The sequence below is a fragment of the Ramlibacter sp. PS4R-6 genome (genome assembly GCF_037572775.1).
In the GTDB taxonomy this organism is placed as follows: domain Bacteria; phylum Pseudomonadota; class Gammaproteobacteria; order Burkholderiales; family Burkholderiaceae_C; genus Ramlibacter.
Genome location: NZ_JBBHKA010000001.1, coordinates 2947366 through 2968020, shown reverse-complemented (window position 1 = coordinate 2968020; position 20655 = coordinate 2947366). Strand labels below are relative to the sequence as shown.

Below are 20655 nucleotides of genomic sequence, written 5' to 3'. Positions count from 1 at the left end.
CCGGGGGAACCCCCGGTTTGGACTCTCGCCGGATTGGTCGTAGAGTTGGGCTTCCTTTGCCACATGGGGGCGGAAGAATGGCCGGTACCGACGAAAAGACGGGTGTTTTCGACGCCAGCAAGCTCAACCAGAAGAAGTGCCCGGATTGCGGCGGCACCGGCGAGCTCAGGTTCGAGAGCGAGAACATCAACGAGAACTTCGAGGTCGAGAAGCAGATCGTCATCACGGCTTGCGAGAAGTGCGGCGGCACCGGCTTCGTGGCCGCAGGGTAAAATCGGGCCGTTGTCCACCCACAAGGGCGAGAAAGGCACATTGGTTATGACACCGCGAACGCGAACGGAAGGTTCCACCACCCGCTAGGGGCGGGTAGTCGCGCGTGCATCGAACCACGAAAAAGCGCGGCTGCCGGCCGCGCTTTTTGCTTTTGAATTCCCTTCTAGTCCCATGATCCAGATCACGCTCCCAGACGGCTCGAAACGCGAGTTCCCAGGCCCCGTGAAGGTGGCCGAGGTCGCCGCCTCCATCGGCGCAGGCTTGGCGAAGGCCGCCCTCGCCGGCAAGGTCGACGGCAAGGTCGTCGACACGTCGTTCACCATCGACCGCGACGCCCAGCTCTCCATCCTCACGGCCAAGGACCCCGAGGGCCTGGATGTCATCCGCCATTCGACGGCCCACCTGCTCGCGTATGCGGTCAAGGAGCTCTTTCCCGACGCCCAGGTCACGATCGGCCCGGTCATCGAGCACGGCTTCTATTACGACTTCTCGTACAAGCGGCCCTTCACGCCCGAGGACTTGCAGGCCATCGAGAAGCGCATGGCCGAACTGGCCGCGAAGGACGAGCCGGTCACGCGCCGCGTGCTGCCGCGCGACGAGGCGGTGAAGCACTTCAAGGAGATCGGCGAGCACTACAAGGCCGAGATCATCGCGAGCATCCCGCAGGGCGAGGACGTGTCGCTGTACCGCGAAGGCGCCTTCGAGGACCTGTGCCGGGGCCCGCACGTGCCGTCCACGGGCAAGCTCAAGCACTTCAAGCTGATGAAGGTGGCCGGCGCCTACTGGCGCGGCGACCACCGCAACGAGATGCTCCAGCGGGTCTACGGCACGGCCTGGGCCAGCAAGGAGGAACTGCAGCAGTACCTCACGATGCTGGAGGAGGCCGAGAAGCGCGACCACCGCAAGCTCGGCCGCGAGCTCGACCTGTACCACATCGACGACGTGGCGCCCGGCGTGGTGTTCTGGCACCCGAAGGGCTGGGCGGTCTGGCAGCAGGTGGAGCAGTACATGCGCCAGGTCTACAAGGACACGGGCTACCAGGAAGTGAAGGGCCCGCAGATCCTCGACCGCTCGCTCTGGGAGAAAACGGGCCACTGGCAGAACTACCGCGACAACATGTTCACCACGGAATCGGAAAAGCGCGACTACGCGCTCAAGCCGATGAACTGCCCGGGGCACGTGCTGATCTTCAAGTCGCAGATGCGCAGCTACCGCGACCTGCCGCTGCGCTACGGCGAATTCGGGCAGTGCCACCGCAACGAGCCGTCGGGGGCGCTGCACGGGATCATGCGCGTGCGCGGCTTCACGCAGGACGACGGCCATGCCTTCGTCACCGAGGACCAGATCCTGGAGGAATGCGTCGCCTACACGGCCAAGCTGCAGCAGGTCTACCGCGATTTCGGCTTCCACGACATCCTCTACAAGGTGGCGACGCGCCCCGAGAACCGCGTGGGCTCGGACGAGCTGTGGGACAAGGCCGAGCACGCCGTGATGGAGGCGCTGCGGCGCTCGGGCGTCGAGTTCGAGATTTCCCCGGGCGACGGGGCTTTCTACGGCCCGAAGATCGAGTACACGCTGAAGGACGCCATCGGCCGCCAGTGGCAGTGCGGCACGATGCAGGTGGACTTCAACACGGCCGAGCGCCTGGGCGCCGAGTACGTGACGGAGACGAGCGGCCGGGCGCACCCGGTGATGCTCCACCGCGCCATCGTCGGCAGCCTGGAGCGTTTCATCGGCATGCTGGTCGAAAACCACGCCGGGGCGCTGCCCGCCTGGCTGGCGCCGGTGCAGGTGGCCGTGCTCAATATCACGGACTCGCAGGCCGATTACGCTGGGGAAGTCGCGAAAACGCTTCGAAATCAAGGGCTTAGGGTGGAGCTGGACCTGCGCAACGAGAAAATTACGTATAAAATACGGGAGCATTCGATGCAGAAGCTGCCTTTCATCCTGGTCGTGGGCGACAAGGAGAAGGCGGCAGGTGCCGTCGCAGTGCGCGCCCGGGGCAACCAGGACCTCGGTGCGATGCCCCTCGAAGCGTTCCTAGCGCGCATCTCGAAGGACATCCAGGACAAGGTCTGATTTGGAATCGAATCACGCTCTTGCCGGCGCGGACCGCGGCGGTTTCGCTGTTCATGAAACAGCATGATTTTGTGAGGACAACAGACCATCGCTACTGATTTTCGCGACCGCCGCCAACGCGAGGAACGCAAGCACCGCCTGAACCGGGAGATCATGGCCCCGGAAGTCCGCCTCAGCGGACCCAACAACGAGCCGATCGGCATCGTCAGCCTGCAGGAAGCCCTGCGCATGGCGGGTGAGATGGACGTGGACCTGGTCGAGATTGCCGCGACCGCCAGCCCGCCGGTGTGCCGGCTGATGGACTACGGCAAGTTCAAGTACCAGGAACAGAAGAAGGCAGCGGAAGCGAAAGCGAAGCAGACCGTCATCGAGATCAAGGAAGTCAAGTTCCGCCCGGGTACGGACGAAGGCGACTACAACATCAAGATGCGCAACATCCGCCGATTCCTGGCGGAGGGCGACAAGGTGAAGATCACGCTGCGCTTCCGCGGCCGCGAGATCACGCACCAGGAGCTGGGGATGGCGCTGTTGAACCGGATTCGCGACGAGCTGGCCGACCTGATCCTGGTCGAGCAGTTCCCGAAGCTGGAAGGCCGGCAGATGATCATGATGATCGCGCCGGGCAAGAAGAAGGTGGCCCCGGCGAAGCCGGCGGAGACCAAGCCGGCGCCGAGCACGCAGGCGGCGCAGGCTTAAAGGTACAAGGCCCCGGAAGGGGCATTGAAGCGTGGTGGAAGTCCACGCGAACAAGTGGCTCGGGGCCATCAAGACGCGAAACATTCGCGGCGCCTCACGAGCACGAAGGCAAGAGAGAGAAGGAGCATTCACATGCCCAAGATGAAGACCAAGAGCGGAGCGAAGAAGCGTTTCCGCGTCCGTCCGGGTGGGACGGTCAAGCGTGGCCAGGCTTTCAAGCGCCACATCCTGACCAAGAAGTCCACCAAGAACAAGCGCCACCTGCGCGGCCCCACGGGCGTGCATGAGACCAACATGGGTCACATGGCGGCCATGCTGCCCGGTGCCGGCATCTAACGGACAAGGAGAAACGACATGCCTCGCGTCAAACGTGGTGTAACGGCTCGCGCCCGCCACAAGAAGGTTCTCGCCCTCGCCAAGGGCTTCCGCGGCCGCCGCGGCAACGTCTTCCGCATCGCCAAGCAGGCGGTGATGAAGGCGGGCCAGTACGCGTACCGCGACCGCCGCGCCAAGAAGCGCGTGTTCCGCCAGCTGTGGATCGCGCGTATCAACGCCGCCGCTCGCGCCAACGGGCTGACCTACAGCCAGTTCGCCAACGGCATCCGCAAGGCCGGCATCGAGATCGACCGCAAGGTCCTGGCCGACATCGCCGTGCACGACCCGGCGGCGTTTACCGGCATCGTGGAACAAGTCAAGGCCAAGCTGGCTGCTTGATTCACGGTGGGGGCTCCGCAAGGGGCCTCCGGCGAAAATCCAATCAAGACAGGGCTAGGGCCGTTGGCTCTAGCCCTGTTTTTTCTCCATGACACAAGAACTCGAATCCATCGTTGCCGGCGCGCGTGAGGCTTTCTCGAAAGCGGGCACGCCCGCCGACCTCGAGAACGCCAAGGCGCAGTTCCTGGGCAAGTCCGGCCGCATCACGGAACTGATGAAGGGCATGGGCTCGCTGTCCGTCGACGAGAAGAAGACGCGCGGCGCCGCGGTCAACCAGGCCAAGCAGGCGATCGAGGCCGCGCTGGCCGACCGCCGCGAGGCGCTCGCGAACGCGGAGCTCGAATCGCAGCTGAAGGCCGAGGCGCTGGACGTCTCCCTGCCGGGCCGCATGCGCGAGCCGGGCGGGCTTCACCCGGTGAGCCTGACGATGGAGCGCATCGAGCAGATCTTCGCCAGCATGGGCTTCGACGTGGCCGACGGCCCCGAGCTCGAAAGCGACTGGCACAGCTTCACGTCGCTGAACAACCCGCCGAACCACCCGGCGCGGTCGATGCAGGACACCTTCTACGTCGACATCAAGGGCGACGACGGCATCCCCTACAACCTGCGCCCGCACACCAGCCCGATGCAGGTGCGCTACGCCCACGCGCACATCAAGAAGTACGCCGGCGCCAAGGTCATGCCCGAGATCCGCGTGATCGCACCGGGCCGCACCTACCGCGTGGACAGCGACGCGACGCACTCGCCCATGTTCCACCAGTGCGAAGGCCTGTGGCTGGGCGAGAACGTGAGCTTCAAGGACCTGAAGGTCGTGTTCACCGACTTCTGCCGCACCTTCTTCGAAAGCGACGACCTCGCGCTGCGCTTCCGCCCGAGCTTCTTCCCGTTCACGGAGCCGAGCGCCGAAATCGACATCCAGTTCCAGCACGGCCCGCTCGCGGGCAAGTGGCTCGAAGTGGCGGGCTCCGGCCAGGTGCATCCGCAGGTGGTGCGCAACATGGGCCTGGACCCCGAGAAGTTCATCGGCTTCGCGTTCGGCATGGGCCCGGACCGCCTGACCATGCTGCGCTACGGGGTGAACGACCTGCGCCTGTTCTTCGACGGCGACATCCGTTTCCTGCGCCAGTTCCGATAACCAGAGAAGAAGAATGCAATTCCCCGAGTCCTGGCTGCGCGAGTTCTGCGACCCGCGGCTGAGCACGAAAGAGATCGCCGACACGCTCACCATGGGCGGGCTGGAGGTCGAGGACCTGCGCCCGGTCGCGCCGCCGTTCGACAAGGTCGTCGTCGGCGAGATCAAGGAGTGCGTACAGCACCCCAACGCCGACCGCCTGCGCGTCTGCCAGGTGGACGTGGGGCAGGGCGCGCTGCTCAACATCGTGTGCGGCGCGCCCAACGCGCGCGTCGGGATCAAGGTGCCGACGGCGCTGGTCGGCGCCGTGCTGCCGCCGGACGAGGAGGGCAAGCCCTTCGAGATCAAGCTCGGCAAGCTGCGCGGCGTCGAAAGCCAGGGCATGCTCTGCTCGGCGCGCGAGCTGAAGCTGTCCGAGGACCACGCGGGCCTGCTGGAGCTCGATGCGTCCACGCCCATCGGCAGGAACGTGCGCGACGTGCTGCGGTTGGACGACCACGTCTTCACGCTGAAGCTCACGCCCAACCTCGCGCATGCGCTGTCGGTGTACGGCGTCGCTCGCGAGCTGTCGGCGTTGACCGGCGCGCCCCTCAAGGAGCCGAAGTTCGAGCCCGTGCAGCCGAAGCACGACGCGAAGCTCAAGGTCAAGATTTCCGCGCCCGACCTGTGTGGCCGCTTTTCCGGCCGCGTCGTGCGCAACGTCAACACGAAGGCGAAGACCCCCCAGTGGATGGTCGACCGCCTCGCCCGCTGTGGCCAGCGCAGCGTCACCGCGCTGGTGGACATCTCGAACTACGTGATGTTCGAGTTCGGCCGCCCGTCGCACATCTTCGACCTCGACAAGATCCACGGCGCGCTCGACGTGCGCTGGGGCAAGCCGGGCGAGCAACTCAAGCTTCTGAACGGCACCACGATCACGGTCGACGACAAGGTCGGCGTGATCGCCGACGACAGGGAAGTCGAGTCGCTGGCCGGCATCATGGGCGGCGATGCCACGGCGGTCTCCGACGACACGAAGAACGTGTACGTCGAGGCGGCCTTCTGGTGGCCCGAGGCCGTACAGGGCCGTTCGCGCCGCTACAACTTCTCCACCGACGCCGGCCACCGCTTCGAGCGCGGCGTCGACCCGAGCCTGACGGTCGAGCACATCGAACACATCACACGGCTGATCATCGACATCTGCGGTGGCGAAGCCGGCCCGATGGACGACCAGGCGCCGAAGCTGCCCGAGCGCAAGCCGGTGCAGATGCGGGTGGCGCGCGCCGCCAAGGTCATCGGCATGCCGATCACCGAAGCGCAGTGCATGGATGCGTTCGCGCGCCTGAAGCTGCCCGCGAAGTCTTCGGGCGGCGTGATCACCGTGACGCCGCCGCCCTACCGCTTCGACATGACGATCGAGGAAGACCTCATCGAGGAGGTCACGCGCATCGTCGGCTACAACAACCTGCCGACGACCCCGCCGCTTGCGCCCATCACCGCGCGCGTGCGCCCGGAATCGCAGCGCAGCCGCTTCGCCGTGCGCCGCCACCTGGCCGCCCTGGGCTATTTCGAGACCATCAACTTCAGCTTCGTCGAGGAGAGCTGGGAGAAGGAGCTCGCCGGCAACCCGAACCCGGTCCAGCTCCTCAACCCGATCGCCAGCCAGATGAGCGTGATGCGCTCCTCGCTCGTCGGTTCGCTGCTGCAGGTGCTGCGCTTCAACCTCGACCGCAAGGCCGAGCGCGTGCGCGTGTTCGAGATCGGCCGTGTGTTCCTGCGCGACACGTCCGTTGCGACGACCGACACGACGGTGCACGGCATCCACCAGCCGATGCGCGTCGCGGGCCTCGCCTGGGGCAACGCGGACGACGCGCAGTGGGGCAGGCGCGCCACGCCCGTCGATTTCTACGACGCCAAGGGCGACGTGGAAGCCCTGCTCGCGCCGCGCAAGGCCGAATTCAAGCCGGCCCAGCACCCGGCCATGCATCCCGGCCGCTGCGCGGGCGTGTGGCTGGACGGCCGGCAGGTCGGCACGGTCGGCGAACTGCACCCGCGCTGGCGCCAGCAATGGGAGTTCGCGCAGGCGCCGGTCGTGTTCGAACTGGAACTCGATGCCGTCACGAAGCGCGACGTTCCCGCGTTCGAGCCCGTGCCGCGTTTCCAGCCGGCTCAGCGCGACATCGCAGTCATCGTCAAGGATGGGGTCACGCACGACGCGGTGCTTGCGGCCATCAACGCCGCGCCGACCGATGGCTTGCTGCGTGACGCATTCCTCTTCGACGTCTACAAACCCAAACAGGCGGTTGCAGGCATGGCGGCGGACGAGAAGAGCTTCGCGCTTCGCTTGACGCTCGCCAGCAACGACGCGACACTGACCGACGAACAGATCGAGGCTTGCGTCCAGGCCATCGTGAGGGAAGTGGCGAGCCGCACCGGGGCCCGCCTGAGGGGATGACATGCATGCCGTGACAACAATGAACAAGCCAGAAGACATCATCGAGTTCGCGGTCGAAAGCCTGGAAACGCCCGCGCTCACCAAGGCCCAGCTCGCGGAATTGCTGTTCGAGCAGATCGGCCTGAACAAGCGCGAGTCGAAGGACATGATCGATGCCTTCTTCGACCTCATCGCGGCCAGCCTGGTGGACGGCCAGGACGTGAAGATTTCCGGCTTCGGCAATTTCCAGATCCGCACCAAGGCGCCGCGACCGGGCCGCAACCCGCGCACCGGCGAGGCGATCCCGATCGAGGCCCGCCGCGTGGTCACCTTCCACGCCAGCCACAAGCTCAAAGAGCAGATCCAGGGCGCCACCGGCCCCGCCGAGCGCTGACCGCGCGCTGGCCCGGCGGCGTCCGTGCGGCGCCGCGGCAAAACCGTTTGCCCGCCAAAAAGCAACGCCTGTCAGCGGCCTCTTTGCACCCCTGCCGGTCTTAGAGTAACCTTGGAGCTTTCTCTCCTACAACATTGATTTCAATGGAGAAAGGCCTCCCGGCAATCCCGGCAAAGCGCTACTTCACCATCGGTGAGGTCAGCGAACTGTGTGGCGTCAAGCCCCACGTGCTACGGTATTGGGAGCAGGAGTTCACGCAGCTGCGTCCGATGAAGCGGCGCGGCAACCGCCGTTACTACCAGCACCACGAGGTGCTGATGATCCGCCGCATCCGCGACCTGCTGTACGACCAGGGCTTCACCATCAGCGGCGCGCGCAACAAGCTGCAGGAGATCGTGCAGGTCGAGCGCGACAAGCGCCGCGCCGGCGAGGTGATGCTCGAGGGCGTGGAGGTGATCGAGGTCGAGGATTCGGCCTTCGCCGACGACTTCGAGGACAGCGCGCCGCCCGAGGAGCGCGACGCCTTCTCGCAGAAGATCATGCTCGTGCGCCGCGAGCTCTTCGAGATCCGCGACCTGCTCTCCAATACGCACTAGGGCGCAAGCTATAATCGCCGGCTCGGCGTGTAGCGCAGCCTGGTAGCGCACTTGCATGGGGTGCAAGGGGTCGCGAGTTCGAATCCCGCCACGCCGACCACAAACCCAAAGGGCCTGCAACTTCACGGTTGCCGGCCCTTTTTTCCTGTGCAATCGTTGGCATGCTCCGGGTTGCAGGGCTTGCCCGGCGGACCCGCACGCATAGAATGCCCCAACCATGGCCACGGTCGTCTTTGCAGACCTCGTCGGGAGCACCGGCATCTTCGAGCGGCTCGGCGACGAGACCGCCGGGCGCTTCGTCACGCAGCTCACCACGGCCCTGTCCAAGACCTTCGAGGAGCACAGCGGCCGCGTCGTGAAGCTGCTCGGCGACGGCATCTTCACCGTCTTCCAGACCGAGAACGACGCCATCGATGCCTGCATCGCGATCCAGAACCGCCTGAAGGAAAAGCCCGTGTACCCCGGCGGCACCGGCGCTCCCGTGCAGATGCAGATGGGCGTGGAGTCGGGCGAGGTCGTCGAGATCGAGGGCGACTGCTACGGCGACGCCGTGAACAGCGCGGCGCGCCTGGCGGACCTGGCCGGCGCCGACCAGATCCTCACCACCGCGCGCGTGCGCGAATCGCTCGGGGGGGCACAGCAGGCCCAGCTGCGCAGCCTCGGGCCCATGTACCTGCGCGGCAAGCAGGAAGTGACCGAAGTCTTCCGCGTCGACTGGAACGTCGGCGGCGGCGACAGCGAAGCCACCGTGATGGGCGTGTCCATGTTCAAGGCGGGCAAGGCCGGCGTGCTGGAGATCACCGGCGTCGGCAAGACCGTGCGCCTGGAGCCGCACGGCGAGAAAGTGTCCATCGGCCGCTCGATCACCGCCTCGCTCACCGTCAACGACGGCCGCGTCTCGCGCGTGCATTGCACGGCCGGCTGGCGCGGCGGGCACTTCGTGCTGGAGGACGCCTCCAGCTTCGGCACCTGGGTGTACTTCGGCAACCAGGCCGAGCCGGTGGTGCTGCGCCGCACCGAGTGCTACCTGGTGGGGCAGGGCAAGATCTCGCTCGGCTGCGAGCGCGAAGCCGAAGACGCGCCGCTCATCGAGTTCAACGTGCGCGCCTGACGCGCCCCTTCCCGCCCCATGGCCCTCGAAATCCATGTCTCGGGCCCCGGCCTCGACGCCACCCGCCGCCTCGCGGCCGGCGACCCCCAGCTGGTGCTGGGCCGTGACACCGAGTGCGACGTGTGCCTGCCGGACCCGCAGCGCACGGTCTCGCGCCGGCACCTGGCCCTGTGGGCCGAGGGCGATGAGCTGCACTTCCACGTCGTCTCCTCGGTGAACGGCATCGAGATGGCGTTCGGGGAGGCGCCGCCGGGCGCGCGCGGCGTGCTGCCCGCCGGCCAGTCGATGAAGGTCGGCGACTACGTGGTCGTCGCCCGGCAGGTCGCGGGCGAAACGAAGGCGGACACGAAGGAGGCCGACCCCTGGGCTGCGCTGCAGGCCAGCGCCGAGACGATGCCGCTGGTGGCCGCGCCGCCCCCGGAAGACGACCCCTTCGGCGCCGACTGGGGCTTCACCACGACCTTCGGGCCGGTCAACACGGCGGGCGGCGGCGGCGGCTTCGACGCGGCGTCGATGGAGGCCGGCGAGGTGGCGTCCTTCTTCCAGGGCCTGGGCGTGGAGGCGGGCACCATGAGCAAGGGCGAGCTCGAGGCCATGGGCCGGCTCGTGCGGCTGCTGGTCCTGGGCGTGCTGGACCTGCATGCCACGGTCACGGGCGTGAAGAAGGACCTGCGCTCCGAGGACCGCACGATGATGGCGACCAAGGACAACAACCCGCTCAAGACCGCCTGGCCTGCCGAGACCAAGCTCAAGTACCTGTTCGGCGGCAGGCTCGCGGCGGTGGGTTTCGTGTCCGCGGAGCGCGCCATGCGCGAGGTGCTGGTGGACCTCGTCGCGCACAACACGGCGTCGGCCGCCGCGGCGCGCGCGGCGATCGAAGGCACGCTGCGCGACCTGGCGCCCGCCACGCTCAGGACGAAGCTGCTCGGCGAAGGCACCAAGCTGTTCGAGGGCACCCGCGCCTGGGACGCCTACTCGAAGTGGTACGAGGAGCAGGGCGCCGACATGCAGAAGTGGGCGCAGCGCCAGCTGGACCGGCACTTCACCGAGGCCTACCTGCGCGAGAGCCTGCGTATCCGGCGCGAGACACGCAAGGCGTGAAAGCCGCGCCGGGCCTTGCTTTCCCGCGTGCCCGCTGCTGAGCCTGAGGCTAGAATGGGTTTTCCCTCAAGCAGGACCGCTGCAGTCTCGTGAGTCTCAAGAAACTCGGCCGCTACGAACTCGTCCGCGTCCTGGGCAAGGGCGCGATGGGCATCGTGTACGAGGGCAAGGACCCCAACCTCGACCGCCGCGTCGCGATCAAGACCGTCAAGGTCGAGAACCTGTCGGAAGAAGCCGCGGCCGAGTACGAGCACCGCTTCCGCACCGAGGCCCGCAGCGCGGCCCGCCTGCAGCACCCCAACATCGTCAGCGTCTACGACTCCGACCGCGACGGCGACATCGCCTTCCTGGTTATGGAGTACATCCAGGGCGACGACCTCAAGCACCACCTGGACAAGGGCGTGCGCTACTCGCTGGAGCAGTCGCTCAAGATGGTGCGCGACCTGCTCTCGGCGCTGGACTACGCGCACAAGCAGGGCATCGTCCACCGCGACATCAAGCCGGCCAACCTGCTGATCGAGCCGGGCGGGCGCGTGAAGCTCACCGACTTCGGCGTGGCCCGCATCCAGGACTCGGGCGAGGCCACGCGCACGCAGGGCAGCATGGTCGGCACGCTGAAGTACATGGCGCCCGAGCAGGTGCAGGGCCAGAAGATCGATTCGCGCGCGGACCTGTTCTCCGTCGGCGTCGTGCTCTACCAGCTGCTCACCGACAAGCGGCCCTTCGACGGCGACAACGACTTCTCGATCATCCACCAGATCATCGGCCACACGCCGCCGCACCCGAGCACGATCAACCCGAAGCTGCCGACCGCGATCGACGCCGTGGTGGCCCGCGCACTGGCCAAGACGCGCGAGGAGCGTTTCGCCACCGCGCGCGATTTCGCCGCCGCCATGCAGTCGGCCATCCGCCGCGCGGAGGACGTCACCGTCGTGCCCGCGGCCAACCCGCTGAAGAAGCCCGATGCGGGCGGCACCGGCTCGCGCGGCCTGCAATCGGTGGTCGGCGCGGTCACGAGCCCCTCCACGGTCACGCAGGAGGTCGAGCTCGTCTACTGGAAGGACATCAAGGACTCCACCGATGCGGAGGAGTTCGAGGCCTTCCTCGAGAAATTCCCCGCCGGCATCTATGCCGACCTCGCGCGCCGGCGCCTGCGCAAGCTCACCGGCGGGGCCAACACCTCGCCGGACCAGACGGTGCTGAGCGGGTCGGCGCTGACGGCCACGCCGCAGCGGGCCGACGAGCCCGACGAGGAAGCGACGCGCCTTCGCACCGGCACCATGCCCTCCATGGTCAAGCCGGTGGAGGCGACGAGCCCCGCGGCCGTCCCGGCCCCGCCCCCGGTGGCCGCGCCCGTACCGGCCGTCGCGTCGGCTCCTGCGGTGGCCCCGGCTGCTGCCGAAGCCGCGCCCGTCGCTTCGCTGGTGACGGCCGAAGGCGGCTCGAGCCCGACCGGTACGGGTACAGGCACGGGCACCGACGGCACCGACTTTCCCGAGACCATCACGTTCATCCGTCCCGACGCGCAGAAGGCGGTGGCGAAGGCGGGCGCCGCGCCGGCGACGCCGGTGTCCAGCCCGGCGCCCGCGGCCGCAGCGTCGGCGGCTACGGCGAAGGCCGCGCCTGCCGAGCGGGCGGCGAAAGCGCCCGCCGCGGCAGGCACCGCCAGGAAACCGCCGGTCGCGGTGCTGGCCGGTATCGGCGCGGTGGCCGTCATCGGCATCGCAGCCTTCGCGCTGATGGGCCGCAGCCACGCGCCGGCCGATTCGGCAGCGGCGGCCGCATCGTCCGCCGCATCGGCGGCAGCCGCCCCGGCGGAGGTCGCTTCGGCCGCTTCGTCTTCGGCGCAGGTCCCCGCAACGGGTGTCACGCCCGCAGTGGCCGCCAGCGAGCCCGTTCAGACGGCCAGTGCGGCCGCCAGCGCCGCGCCTGCGGCCGCCAGCAAGACCGCGGTTGCCACCGCGTCCAAGCCCGCGCCGGCCAAGGTGGCGCCCGCCAAGCCCAAGGCCAGTGGCGGGCCCGCGCAGGTCGAGACTGCGCGTCCCGCGTTCGTGCCGCAACCGCACACCGAAACGGCGCGGCCCGCGCCGGCGCCTGCGCCAGCCGCGGCGAACGGGAGTGCGGTCGAGGCCTGCCGCGAGAAGATGTTCCTCACGCGCGAGTTCTGCCTGGCGGAGCAATGCGAGAAGCCCGCTGCGCGCAACCACCCGCTGTGCGTGAAATGGCGCGAAGAGAAGCGCCTGCGCGAAGGGACCGGGCGAGGCGCCGTCGGCGGCGGCTACTAGCGCGCCGCGGTCAGGTGATGTCGATCACGTGCACGGCGAAGCGGCCGGCGCGCCGGTCGGCGAAGTAGCACTTCAGTGTCTCGTACACCGTCTTGAAGGCGATCTCGTCCCACGGGATCTCGTCCTCCGTGAAGAGGCGCGCCTCGATGGTTTCGGTGCCGGGCTCGAAGCGGTCGGACAGCAGCTTCGCCAGCCAGTACATGTGCACCTGGCCCACGCGCGGCACCGACAGCACCGAGAGCAATTCGCCCATCTCGAACTTCGCGCCGGCTTCCTCGTCGGTCTCGCGCGCGGCACCTTCTGCCGCCGATTCGCCCAGTTCCATGAACCCCGCCGGCAAGGTCCACTTGCCCCAGCGCGGCTCGATGTTCCGCTTGCACAGCAGCACCTGGTCGCCCCAATGCGGCACCGTGCCCACCACGTTCAGCGGGTTCTCGTAGTGGATGGTGTCGCAGGCCGGGCAGACGGCGCGCACGCGCGTATCCCCGTCGTCCGGCACGCGGTACGCGACGGCCTCGCCGCAGTTGCGGCAGTGCTTGATGGGTGTGCGAAAAGGCGGGAGCGACACTCAGTCGAGTTTACCGCTCACGCCTTCGTCGTCTTCGTGTGCTTCTCGACGAGGCCGCGGGCCGTCTCGATCAGCTTCTTGCCGTCGAAGCCGCGCTTGTCCATGTCGGCGACCCACTCCACCTCCACCAGGCGGGCCTTGCGCTTGAATTCCTGCGCGTCGGCGGCGGGGATGGTGTAGATGGTGTTCTTGCGGTCTTCCGCGGCCTTGCGGCCGATGGGGTCGTTGCCCTGCTGCACCTTGCCCAGCCATGCGGAAGTCGCGAGCCCGGAGTTGGCGTCGATGACTTTCCTGAGGTCCGGCGCGAGCGCGTTGTACTTCGCCTTGTTCATCGCCATGACGAAGGTCGTCGTGTAGAGCGCGCCGCCCGCCGGGTCGAACTGGCTGTGGAACTTGGTGAGCTCGTGCACCTTCACCGAAGGCACCACCTCCCACGGGATCACGCAGCCGTCGATGGTGCCCTTGGACAGCGCATCGGGAATCTGCGGCAGCGGCATGCCCACCGGCGTGGCGCCCAGGTTGCCGAGCATCTTGGTGATCTGGCGCGTGGGGCCACGCAGCTTCATGCCGCGCAGGTCGTCCGGGTGCTTGATCAGCTTTTCCTTCATGTGGAACATGCCGGGCCCGTGCACGTGCAGCGCGATCACCTGCGTGTCGCTGAACTCCTCCTTGGCCATCGACTGGTGGTACTCCCAGTAGGCCTTGGAGGTGGCCTCCGCGTTCGTCATGAAGAACGGCAGCTCGAACACCTCGATGCGCGGGAAGCGCCCCGCGGTGTTGGCCGGCAGGGTCCACACGATGTCGACCACGCCGTCCTTGGCCTGGTCGTACAGCTGCACTGGCGTGCCGCCGAGCTGCATGGCGGGGTAGGCCTCGAACTTGATGCGGCCGCCCGAGTCCTTCTCGACCTTTTCCATCCACGGCTTGTGCATGGTGAGCCACACGTTCGACTGCGGCGCCATGAAGGTGTGGAACTTGAGCGTGACCGACTGCTGCGCAAGGCCGGACAGGCCGGGCGCGGCGAGCGCGACGGCGGCGGAGGATTGCAGCAGGGTGCGGCGGCGGATCATGGCGGGCTCCAATCTGGGGGACGTTGCTAACTTAACGCAGCGGGGACGTGCGCGTTTCCCGGGCTTTCCCTCAACCGATGTACTGCACGAGCCAGAGGGAAATCGCGGGGAAGAACAAAAGCAGCAGGGTGCGCAGCGTGTCGCTCACCAGGAAGGGCATCACGCCGCGGTAGCTCTCGGCGATGGGCACGTCGCGCGCCATGCCGTTCACCACGTAGACGTTCAGCCCGACGGGCGGCGCCAGCAGGCCGAACTCCACGACCATCAGCACCATGATGCCGAACCAGATCGCGACCGATTCCTTGGGCATGCCGAAGTCCAGGCCGATCACCATCGGGAAGAAGATGGGGATGGTCAGCAGGATCATGGACAGCTCGTCCATGACGGCGCCGAGGATCACGTAGAAGACCAGGATGGCGGCCACCACCATCAGCGGCGACAGGCCCCAGCTACCCACCACGGCGGCGAGCTGGTTCGGCACCTGCGTCAGCGCCAGGGCCGAGTTCATGAGGTCGGCGCCGATGAAGATCAGGAAGATCATCGCGGAGCTCTCGGCCGTGGCATAGAAGCACTGCTTGAACTTGTCCCAGGTCATCTCGCGCTTGATCAGCGCCGCGACGAAGGTCGATGCCGCGCCGACGCCCGCACCCTCGGTGGGCGTGAACAGCCCGCCGTAGATGCCGCCGAAGACCAGCAGGAAGATGATGGCGATGGGGGCGATGCCCGCGAACGCATGCAAGGTGAGCTTTGCCGGCTCGTCGTCGACGTCGGGCGCGTGGCCCGGGACGACGCGCACGTACACCGCGATCGCGGCCATGTAGCCGAACATCGCGATGATGCCGGGGATCATCGCCGCCGCGAACAGCTTGGCGATGTTCTGCTCGGTGAGGATCGCGTAGATCACGAGCGGCACCGACGGCGGGATGAGGATGCCCAGCGTCCCGGCGGCCGCCAGCGTGCCGGTTGCGAGGCGGCCCGAGTAGCCGTGGCGCTTCATCTCGGGCAGCGCCACCGAAGTGATCGTGGCAGCCGTGGCCACGGACGACCCGCAGATCGCGCCGAATGCCGCGCACGCCAGCACCGCGGCCATCGCGAGGCCGCCGCGGAAGCGGCCCATCACGCCCGCCGCGAATTCGAACAGCGCCTTGCTGATGCCGCCCTGCGTCGCGAAGTGGCCCATCAGGATGAACAGCGGGATCACCGACAGGTCGTAGCTGGCGAAGCGCGCGAAGGCCTGGTTGTTCAGGAAGTTCGCGAACGGCGCCCAGCCCGTCTGCATGACGTAGCCGATGGCGCCGGCGGCGAACATGGCGATGGAGATCGGCGTGCGGATCGCCATCAGCACCAGCATGATCGCGAAGATGATGAGCGTCAGCGTCAGCGCGCTCATGCGTGCGCCTCCGGCGCCTCGACCGGGAAGCCGAAGGCCGCCTGCCAGACGCCGATGACGGACGCCAGCACGAAGGGCGGGACCATCGCCACGTAGACCATCCACAGCGGGAAGCCGAGCATCTGGCTCTCGGAATGCGTGTCGTAGGCGTTCAGGCCGCCCAGCGTCGTGCGCCAGGCCAGCAGCGCGAACGAAACCGCGAGGAGCAGGGCGCCGAAGCGGTCGAGCAGGTCGTTGGTCCGCCCGCTCGCCTTGGCGGTGAAGAAGTCGACGATGATGTTCCCGCGGCGCCATTGGCACCACGGCATGAACAAGGCGATGGCCGCGCCGGTGGCCACACCCGTCAGCTCGAAGTCGCCGACGAGCGTCCAGCCCGTGGTGTTGCGGCCGATCAGGCTCGCGCAGGTCATGAGCGTGATGCCCGTGAGCAGCACGCCCGCGAGCACCGCGCACGCCTTGGCCAGGAAGTCCAGGACGCGCAAGTTTCTTCTCCTTCTTCTTGTCTTGCGCGCCGGCCGGGGCCTAGCGCGCCTGGGCGATTCTCACCGAAAGCGGCGGCAGCTTCCCGACGCCGCCCTCCAGCGTGTCGCCGGCCACCACGGCGGCGACGCCCTCGGGCGTTCCCGTGAAGATCAGGTCGCCGGGCGCGAGGTCCCAGGCGGCCGAGACGTGCTCGATGATCTCGCCTAGGTTCCAGATCAGCTTCGAGACGTTGCTGCGCTGGCGGTCCTGGCCGTTGACCTTCAGCCAGATGTCCGCGTTCACGATATCGCCCGCTTGCGCGGCGGGTGTGATGGGGCCGATGGGCGCGGACTGCTCGAAGCTCTTGCCGATCTCCCACGGGCGGCCCTGTTTCTTCATCTCGCCCTGCAGGTCGCGGCGCGTCATGTCCAGGCCCACGGCATAGCCCCAGATGTGCTTCATCGCGTCGGCGGCCTTGATGTTGCGCCCGCCCGTGCCGATGCACGCCACCAGCTCGATCTCGTGGTGCAGGTCCTTGGTCAGGCTCGGGTAGGCGATGGTGCCGGTTTCGCCCGCGTTGACGGGCACGATCGCGTCGGCCGGCTTGAAGAAGAAGAAGGGCGGCTCGCGGCCGGTGAATCCCATTTCCTTGGCGTGCTCGACGTAGTTGCGGCCCACGCAGATGACGCGGCGCACCGGGAAGCGCTCGCTGCGGCCGACGACGGGGACGCTGGCGGCGGGCGCGGGATCGAAGACGTAATTCATGACAGCCTTTCTTCGTGATGGAGGCCCAGTGCTTCCTGCACGGGGCGGTCGGAGAAACTGAACAGCACGCAGCCCCGCGGCGACGAGAAGCGGGCAGTGTGCCACGGGGGAACGACGAAATGGTCGCGCGGCGAGAAGGCGAAGCGCAGCTCCTGGCCGCCGCCTTCGATCACCGCTTCGCCTTCGCCCTCGACGACGCTGTAGACGGCGCCATCGGTCTGGCGCCACGCCTTGCCCGTGAAGCCGGCGGGCAGCTTCTGCATGAAGGTCTGCATCGTCGGCATGGGCGAGCCGCCGGTGAGCGGGTTGACGTACCGCAGCTTCACGCCGTCCCAGGGGTCGACGGGCGCGTCGCGCTCGAGCTGCTCGAGCGCCTCGCGGCTGCGGTCGTACGGGTAGCTGAAGATCGGCGAGGTCTTGCCGAAGGGCGATGTGGACCGCACGGGCGCCATGTTGTGCCCGTAGCGGGCCATGCTCTCGCCTTCCTTGCGGGTGACGACTTGCGAGCGCGCCGTGTCGTTTTCGGCGAAGCCGGCGTCGAAGAACCGCACGATGGGGATGTCGAGGCCGTCGAGCCAGATCACCGGGACGTCGGCGTCGTTGCCGTGGTCGTGCCAGGTCCAGCTGGGCGTGATGATGAAGTCGCCCGGGCGCATGGTGGTGCGCTCGCCATCGACGGCGGTGTAGGCGCCGGATCCTTCCACGATGAAGCGCAGGGCGCTTTGCGTGTGGCGGTGGCTGGGCGCGACCTCGCCGGGCAGGATCAGTTGCAGCCCGGCGTAGAGCGACTGCGTGATGCACGACTGGCCGCGCAGGGCCGGGTTCTCGAGCACGAGCACGCGGCGCACGGCCTCCTCGGCGGTGATCGCCTCGCCGGCGCGCATGAGGAACGGGCGCACGTCGGCGTACTTCCAGTGCGCCGGCACGCAAGGCGTCTTCGGCTCCTTGGGCACGAGCGCGTGCAGCACCTCCCACAATGGCGTGAGGTGCAGCGGCTCCATGTCGCGGTACAGCTGCTGGCGGGCCTGCAGGGTCTTGTCGGGAGCGTTCATGGTGTGTCTCCTTGGCCGAGGAAGGCGCCCTCGGCGGCGAGTCGCGATTGCAGGTCGTGCACGTCCACGCGCGCGGCAGCCGTGCCTTCGCGAAGCGCGAAGTGCGCCGCCGTGCCGCAGGCCTGTCCCATCACGAAGCAGGCGCCGGTGACCCGCGCGGCGGATTGCGCCTCGTGCGTCATCGAGGCGCAGCGCCCGGCGACCCACAGGTTGTCGAGCGAAGGCGTCACGGTCATGCGGTAGGGCAGCTGGTTGAAGCCGCGGCTTTCCGGGATGGGCGCGAAGCGGAACTCGACGTCGCCCTTCACGTGCAGCTCCAGCGGCCAGCCGTTGACGCCGATGGTGTCGTCGAAGTCGGCGCAGCCCAGCACGTCAGCTTCGGTGAGCATGTACAGGCCCTGCACGCGGCGCGTTTCGCGGATGCCGACCTGCGGCGGGATGTCGACGATGTAGAAGCGCTCGAAGCCCGGCACCTCGCGCAGGAACTTCGCGACCTGCGCCACCTGCCGGCGGCCGAGCGTTTCGGCGTCGGACAGCTCGCGCGCATCGGTGCCGTCCATCGCCTGGCCGCTCGCGTTGGCCAGCTGCGTCACGTTCACGCGCCATTCGATGCCGCTCTTCTGCGGCCGCACGATGGCGCCCTTGCGCGGGAACCGGTGGCGGCCTTCGGCTTCGGCTCGGGCCATCAGCTCGGGAATCGTCTTCCACGCGTCGCCCGCGCGCTCGCGGTCCACGTCGTTCACGCGGAACATCAGCGAGGGGTAGAGCATGTTGCCCGCGCCATCGCCTTTCTCGTAGGCCGCGCCCGCCCACGCGGCCAGGTCGCCGTCGCCCGAGCAGTCGATGAAGGCGCGGCCTTTCACGGCCACGCGTCCGGACTTCGTTTCCAGCAAGAGGGCGGCGATGCTGCGCTCGGACTCCTTCACGACGCCGCAAGCGAGCGCATGGAACAGGACCTCCGCTTTCGCCGAGGCGAGCAAGTCGTCGGCCGCGATCTTGTAGGCCGCCGTGTCGTAGGCCTGCGCGGCGATCTTGCCGAAAATCATGTGGGGCGCATTGAGCCCGCCGAGCGCATCGATGCGCGAGAGCAAGTCGTCCGCCACGCCGTGCACGACTTGCCGGATCTCGCCATGGACGTTCGCATGCAGGCCGCAGAAGTTGGTGACGCCGGCGGCCGTGCCCATGCCGCCGAGGAAGCCGTAGCGCTCCACGAGCAGCGTGGAGCGCCCGGCCCGGCCCGCTGCCACGGCAGCGGCGATGCCCGCGGGCCCGCCGCCGAGCACGACCACGTCGTACTCGCCGAAGACGGGCGTTTCGCGCGCGGGCTCGTGGACGACGCTCATGCGAACATCCTTTCGGGGTCAATGCCCTCGTACATCCACTTCAGGCCCGCGAAGCCCGCCGACTCCTTGCCGCCCTGGAACATCTGGTTGCGCAGCTCGCGCGTGACGCCGCTGGCGTGGTAGATGTCGCCGTAGAAGCGCGCGGTGAGCTGCACGCGGCCCGTGCGCAGGTATCGCGCCTGCTGGTATTGGATGAAGGCCGGCGCGACATCGCCGCGGGTGGCCTTGAGCGCCTGCCCGAGCACGACGGCATCCTCGATCGCCTGGCCCGCGCCCTGCGCGAGGTACTGCAACATGGGGTGCGCGGCGTCACCCAGCAGCGTCACGCGCCCATCGCTCCAGTTCTTCACCGGCTCGCGGTCGCACAACACCCACATCTTCCAGGTCTCGATCTTGCCGAGCAGTTCCCTCACCTGGGGCACGGCATCCGCGAAGCGCTCGTTCAGCTCCGCCGTGTCGCCGAAGGTGTTCCAGCCCTCGTCGTACTTGTTGCTGTGGAAGACGGCGACCAGGTTGAAGAGCTCGCCGCGCCGCAGCGGGTAGTGCACCAGGTGCGTCTTCTCGCCGCCCCACAGCAGCACTTCGTCGTTCCACAGGTGCCGGGGCACGTCCTCGCGCTTGAGCACCGCGCGGTACGCGATGTGGCCCGAGACGCGCGGCTTGCCGTCGCCGACGATGGCCTCGCGGATGCGGCTCCACAGGCCGTCGGCGCCGATGAGGGCGTCGCCGGATAGCCGCTCACCGCTGGCAAGCTTCACCGACACCGCGCTGCCCGACTGCTCGAAGCCCTCGACCTTGCTCGACGTGCGCAGCACGACGTCCCCGAAACGCGCGCACGCGTCGAGCAACACCTTGTGCAGGTCTGCGCGGTAGATCACGCCGTAGGGGTAGCCATACAAGGCCTTCACCGCGTCGCCGAAAGGCACGCGTACCACCTTCTCGCCGGTACGAACGTCGTTCATGCCCATGCCGGGCGGGAAGTAGGCGACGGCGTTGATCGCCTGCGTCAGCCCCAGCCAGTCGAACATGCGGAAGATGTTCGGCCCCAGTTGGATGCCGGCGCCGATCTCGCCGAACTGGGCCTGCTGCTCCAGCACCGTGACGCGATGCCCGTCGCGCGCCAGCACGTACGCGGCCGCCAGGCCGCCGATGCCGCCGCCGGCAATGAGGAAGTGCAGGGAAGCCGCCATGGCCGAAATTGATAAGAATGC

Annotated in this window: 20 protein-coding genes and 1 tRNA gene; 13 read left to right on the top strand and 8 right to left on the bottom strand. The window is 67.8% G+C overall.

Translation table 11 applies throughout. From position 1 onward, the window contains the following. Positions 1-77: 77 nt before the first annotated feature. From WG903_RS14715 to WG903_RS14655, 13 genes are all read left to right on the top strand, one after another. The gene (locus WG903_RS14715) at positions 78-272 is read left to right on the top strand and encodes a hypothetical protein (RefSeq protein WP_340076698.1); all 195 of its coding nucleotides are present in this window, start codon (positions 78-80) and stop codon (positions 270-272) included. Positions 273-444: 172 nt separating this feature from the next. Then, a complete protein-coding gene (thrS, locus tag WG903_RS14710; protein ID WP_340076695.1) occupies positions 445-2352 on the top strand; it encodes a threonine--tRNA ligase in 1908 nt (635 codons plus the stop codon). Positions 2353-2439: 87 nt separating this feature from the next. Next, the gene (gene infC, locus WG903_RS14705) at positions 2440-3048 is read left to right on the top strand and encodes a translation initiation factor IF-3 (RefSeq protein WP_340078249.1); all 609 of its coding nucleotides are present in this window, start codon (positions 2440-2442) and stop codon (positions 3046-3048) included. 132 nt (positions 3049-3180) lie between these two features. Continuing rightward, the gene (gene rpmI, locus WG903_RS14700; protein ID WP_340076692.1) at positions 3181-3384 is read left to right on the top strand and encodes a 50S ribosomal protein L35; all 204 of its coding nucleotides are present in this window, start codon (positions 3181-3183) and stop codon (positions 3382-3384) included. Between the two features lie 18 nt (positions 3385-3402). After that, positions 3403-3762 carry a 50S ribosomal protein L20 gene (gene rplT / locus WG903_RS14695; RefSeq protein ID WP_340076690.1) on the top strand — a complete coding sequence of 120 codons (360 nt, stop codon included), beginning with the start codon at positions 3403-3405 and terminating at the stop codon, positions 3760-3762. A gap of 88 nt (positions 3763-3850) precedes the next feature. Continuing rightward, the gene (gene pheS, locus WG903_RS14690; RefSeq protein ID WP_340076688.1) at positions 3851-4897 is read left to right on the top strand and encodes a phenylalanine--tRNA ligase subunit alpha; all 1047 of its coding nucleotides are present in this window, start codon (positions 3851-3853) and stop codon (positions 4895-4897) included. 13 nt (positions 4898-4910) lie between these two features. Next, positions 4911-7328, top strand: a complete 2418-nt coding sequence (pheT, locus tag WG903_RS14685; protein ID WP_340076686.1) for a phenylalanine--tRNA ligase subunit beta — start codon at positions 4911-4913, stop codon at positions 7326-7328. A gap of 19 nt (positions 7329-7347) precedes the next feature. Then, positions 7348-7701, top strand: a complete 354-nt coding sequence (locus tag WG903_RS14680) for an integration host factor subunit alpha (RefSeq protein ID WP_340076683.1) — start codon at positions 7348-7350, stop codon at positions 7699-7701. A gap of 143 nt (positions 7702-7844) precedes the next feature. Beyond that, complete coding sequence (locus tag WG903_RS14675) at positions 7845-8297, top strand: MerR family transcriptional regulator (protein WP_340076680.1); 453 nt, start codon at positions 7845-7847, stop codon at positions 8295-8297. A 23-nt stretch (positions 8298-8320) separates the two neighbouring features. Then, a tRNA-Pro gene (locus WG903_RS14670) sits at positions 8321-8397 on the top strand. 117 nt (positions 8398-8514) lie between these two features. After that, entirely contained in the window at positions 8515-9408 is an 894-nt protein-coding gene (locus WG903_RS14665) for an adenylate/guanylate cyclase domain-containing protein (RefSeq protein WP_340076678.1), read from the top strand. Between the two features lie 18 nt (positions 9409-9426). Further along, positions 9427-10509 carry a type VI secretion system-associated FHA domain protein gene (locus WG903_RS14660; RefSeq protein ID WP_340076676.1) on the top strand — a complete coding sequence of 361 codons (1083 nt, stop codon included), beginning with the start codon at positions 9427-9429 and terminating at the stop codon, positions 10507-10509. Between the two features lie 89 nt (positions 10510-10598). After that, entirely contained in the window at positions 10599-12794 is a 2196-nt protein-coding gene (locus WG903_RS14655; protein ID WP_340076673.1) for a serine/threonine-protein kinase, read from the top strand. A 10-nt stretch (positions 12795-12804) separates the two neighbouring features. On the opposite strand, the gene WG903_RS14650 is transcribed toward WG903_RS14655, so the two are convergent. From WG903_RS14650 to WG903_RS14615, 8 genes are all read right to left on the bottom strand, one after another. Further along, positions 12805-13362: an NUDIX hydrolase gene (locus WG903_RS14650; protein ID WP_340076671.1), complete on the bottom strand. Its 558-nt coding sequence runs from the start codon at positions 13360-13362 to the stop codon at positions 12805-12807. A gap of 17 nt (positions 13363-13379) precedes the next feature. Beyond that, positions 13380-14432, bottom strand: a complete 1053-nt coding sequence (locus WG903_RS14645; protein WP_340076669.1) for a TRAP transporter substrate-binding protein — start codon at positions 14430-14432, stop codon at positions 13380-13382. Positions 14433-14502: 70 nt separating this feature from the next. Beyond that, a complete protein-coding gene (locus WG903_RS14640) occupies positions 14503-15822 on the bottom strand; it encodes a TRAP transporter large permease (RefSeq protein WP_340076667.1) in 1320 nt (439 codons plus the stop codon). Further along, the gene (locus WG903_RS14635) at positions 15819-16304 is read right to left on the bottom strand and encodes a TRAP transporter small permease (RefSeq protein WP_340076664.1); all 486 of its coding nucleotides are present in this window, start codon (positions 16302-16304) and stop codon (positions 15819-15821) included. Before WG903_RS14635 ends, WG903_RS14640 begins: the two co-directional genes overlap by 4 nt. A 40-nt stretch (positions 16305-16344) precedes the next feature. After that, positions 16345-17049: a fumarylacetoacetate hydrolase family protein gene (locus WG903_RS14630; RefSeq protein WP_340076662.1), complete on the bottom strand. Its 705-nt coding sequence runs from the start codon at positions 17047-17049 to the stop codon at positions 16345-16347. Then, positions 17046-18101 (bottom strand): gentisate 1,2-dioxygenase, encoded by a 1056-nt coding sequence (gene gtdA / locus WG903_RS14625; protein ID WP_340076660.1) that lies wholly within the window; start codon positions 18099-18101, stop codon positions 17046-17048. The genes WG903_RS14630 and gtdA overlap by 4 nt, the downstream gene beginning before the upstream one ends. Continuing rightward, positions 18098-19444: an FAD-dependent oxidoreductase gene (locus tag WG903_RS14620; protein WP_340076658.1), complete on the bottom strand. Its 1347-nt coding sequence runs from the start codon at positions 19442-19444 to the stop codon at positions 18098-18100. The genes gtdA and WG903_RS14620 overlap by 4 nt, the downstream gene beginning before the upstream one ends. Continuing rightward, a complete protein-coding gene (locus tag WG903_RS14615) occupies positions 19441-20634 on the bottom strand; it encodes a 3-hydroxybenzoate 6-monooxygenase (RefSeq protein ID WP_340076656.1) in 1194 nt (397 codons plus the stop codon). Before WG903_RS14615 ends, WG903_RS14620 begins: the two co-directional genes overlap by 4 nt. Positions 20635-20655 lie beyond the last annotated feature (21 nt).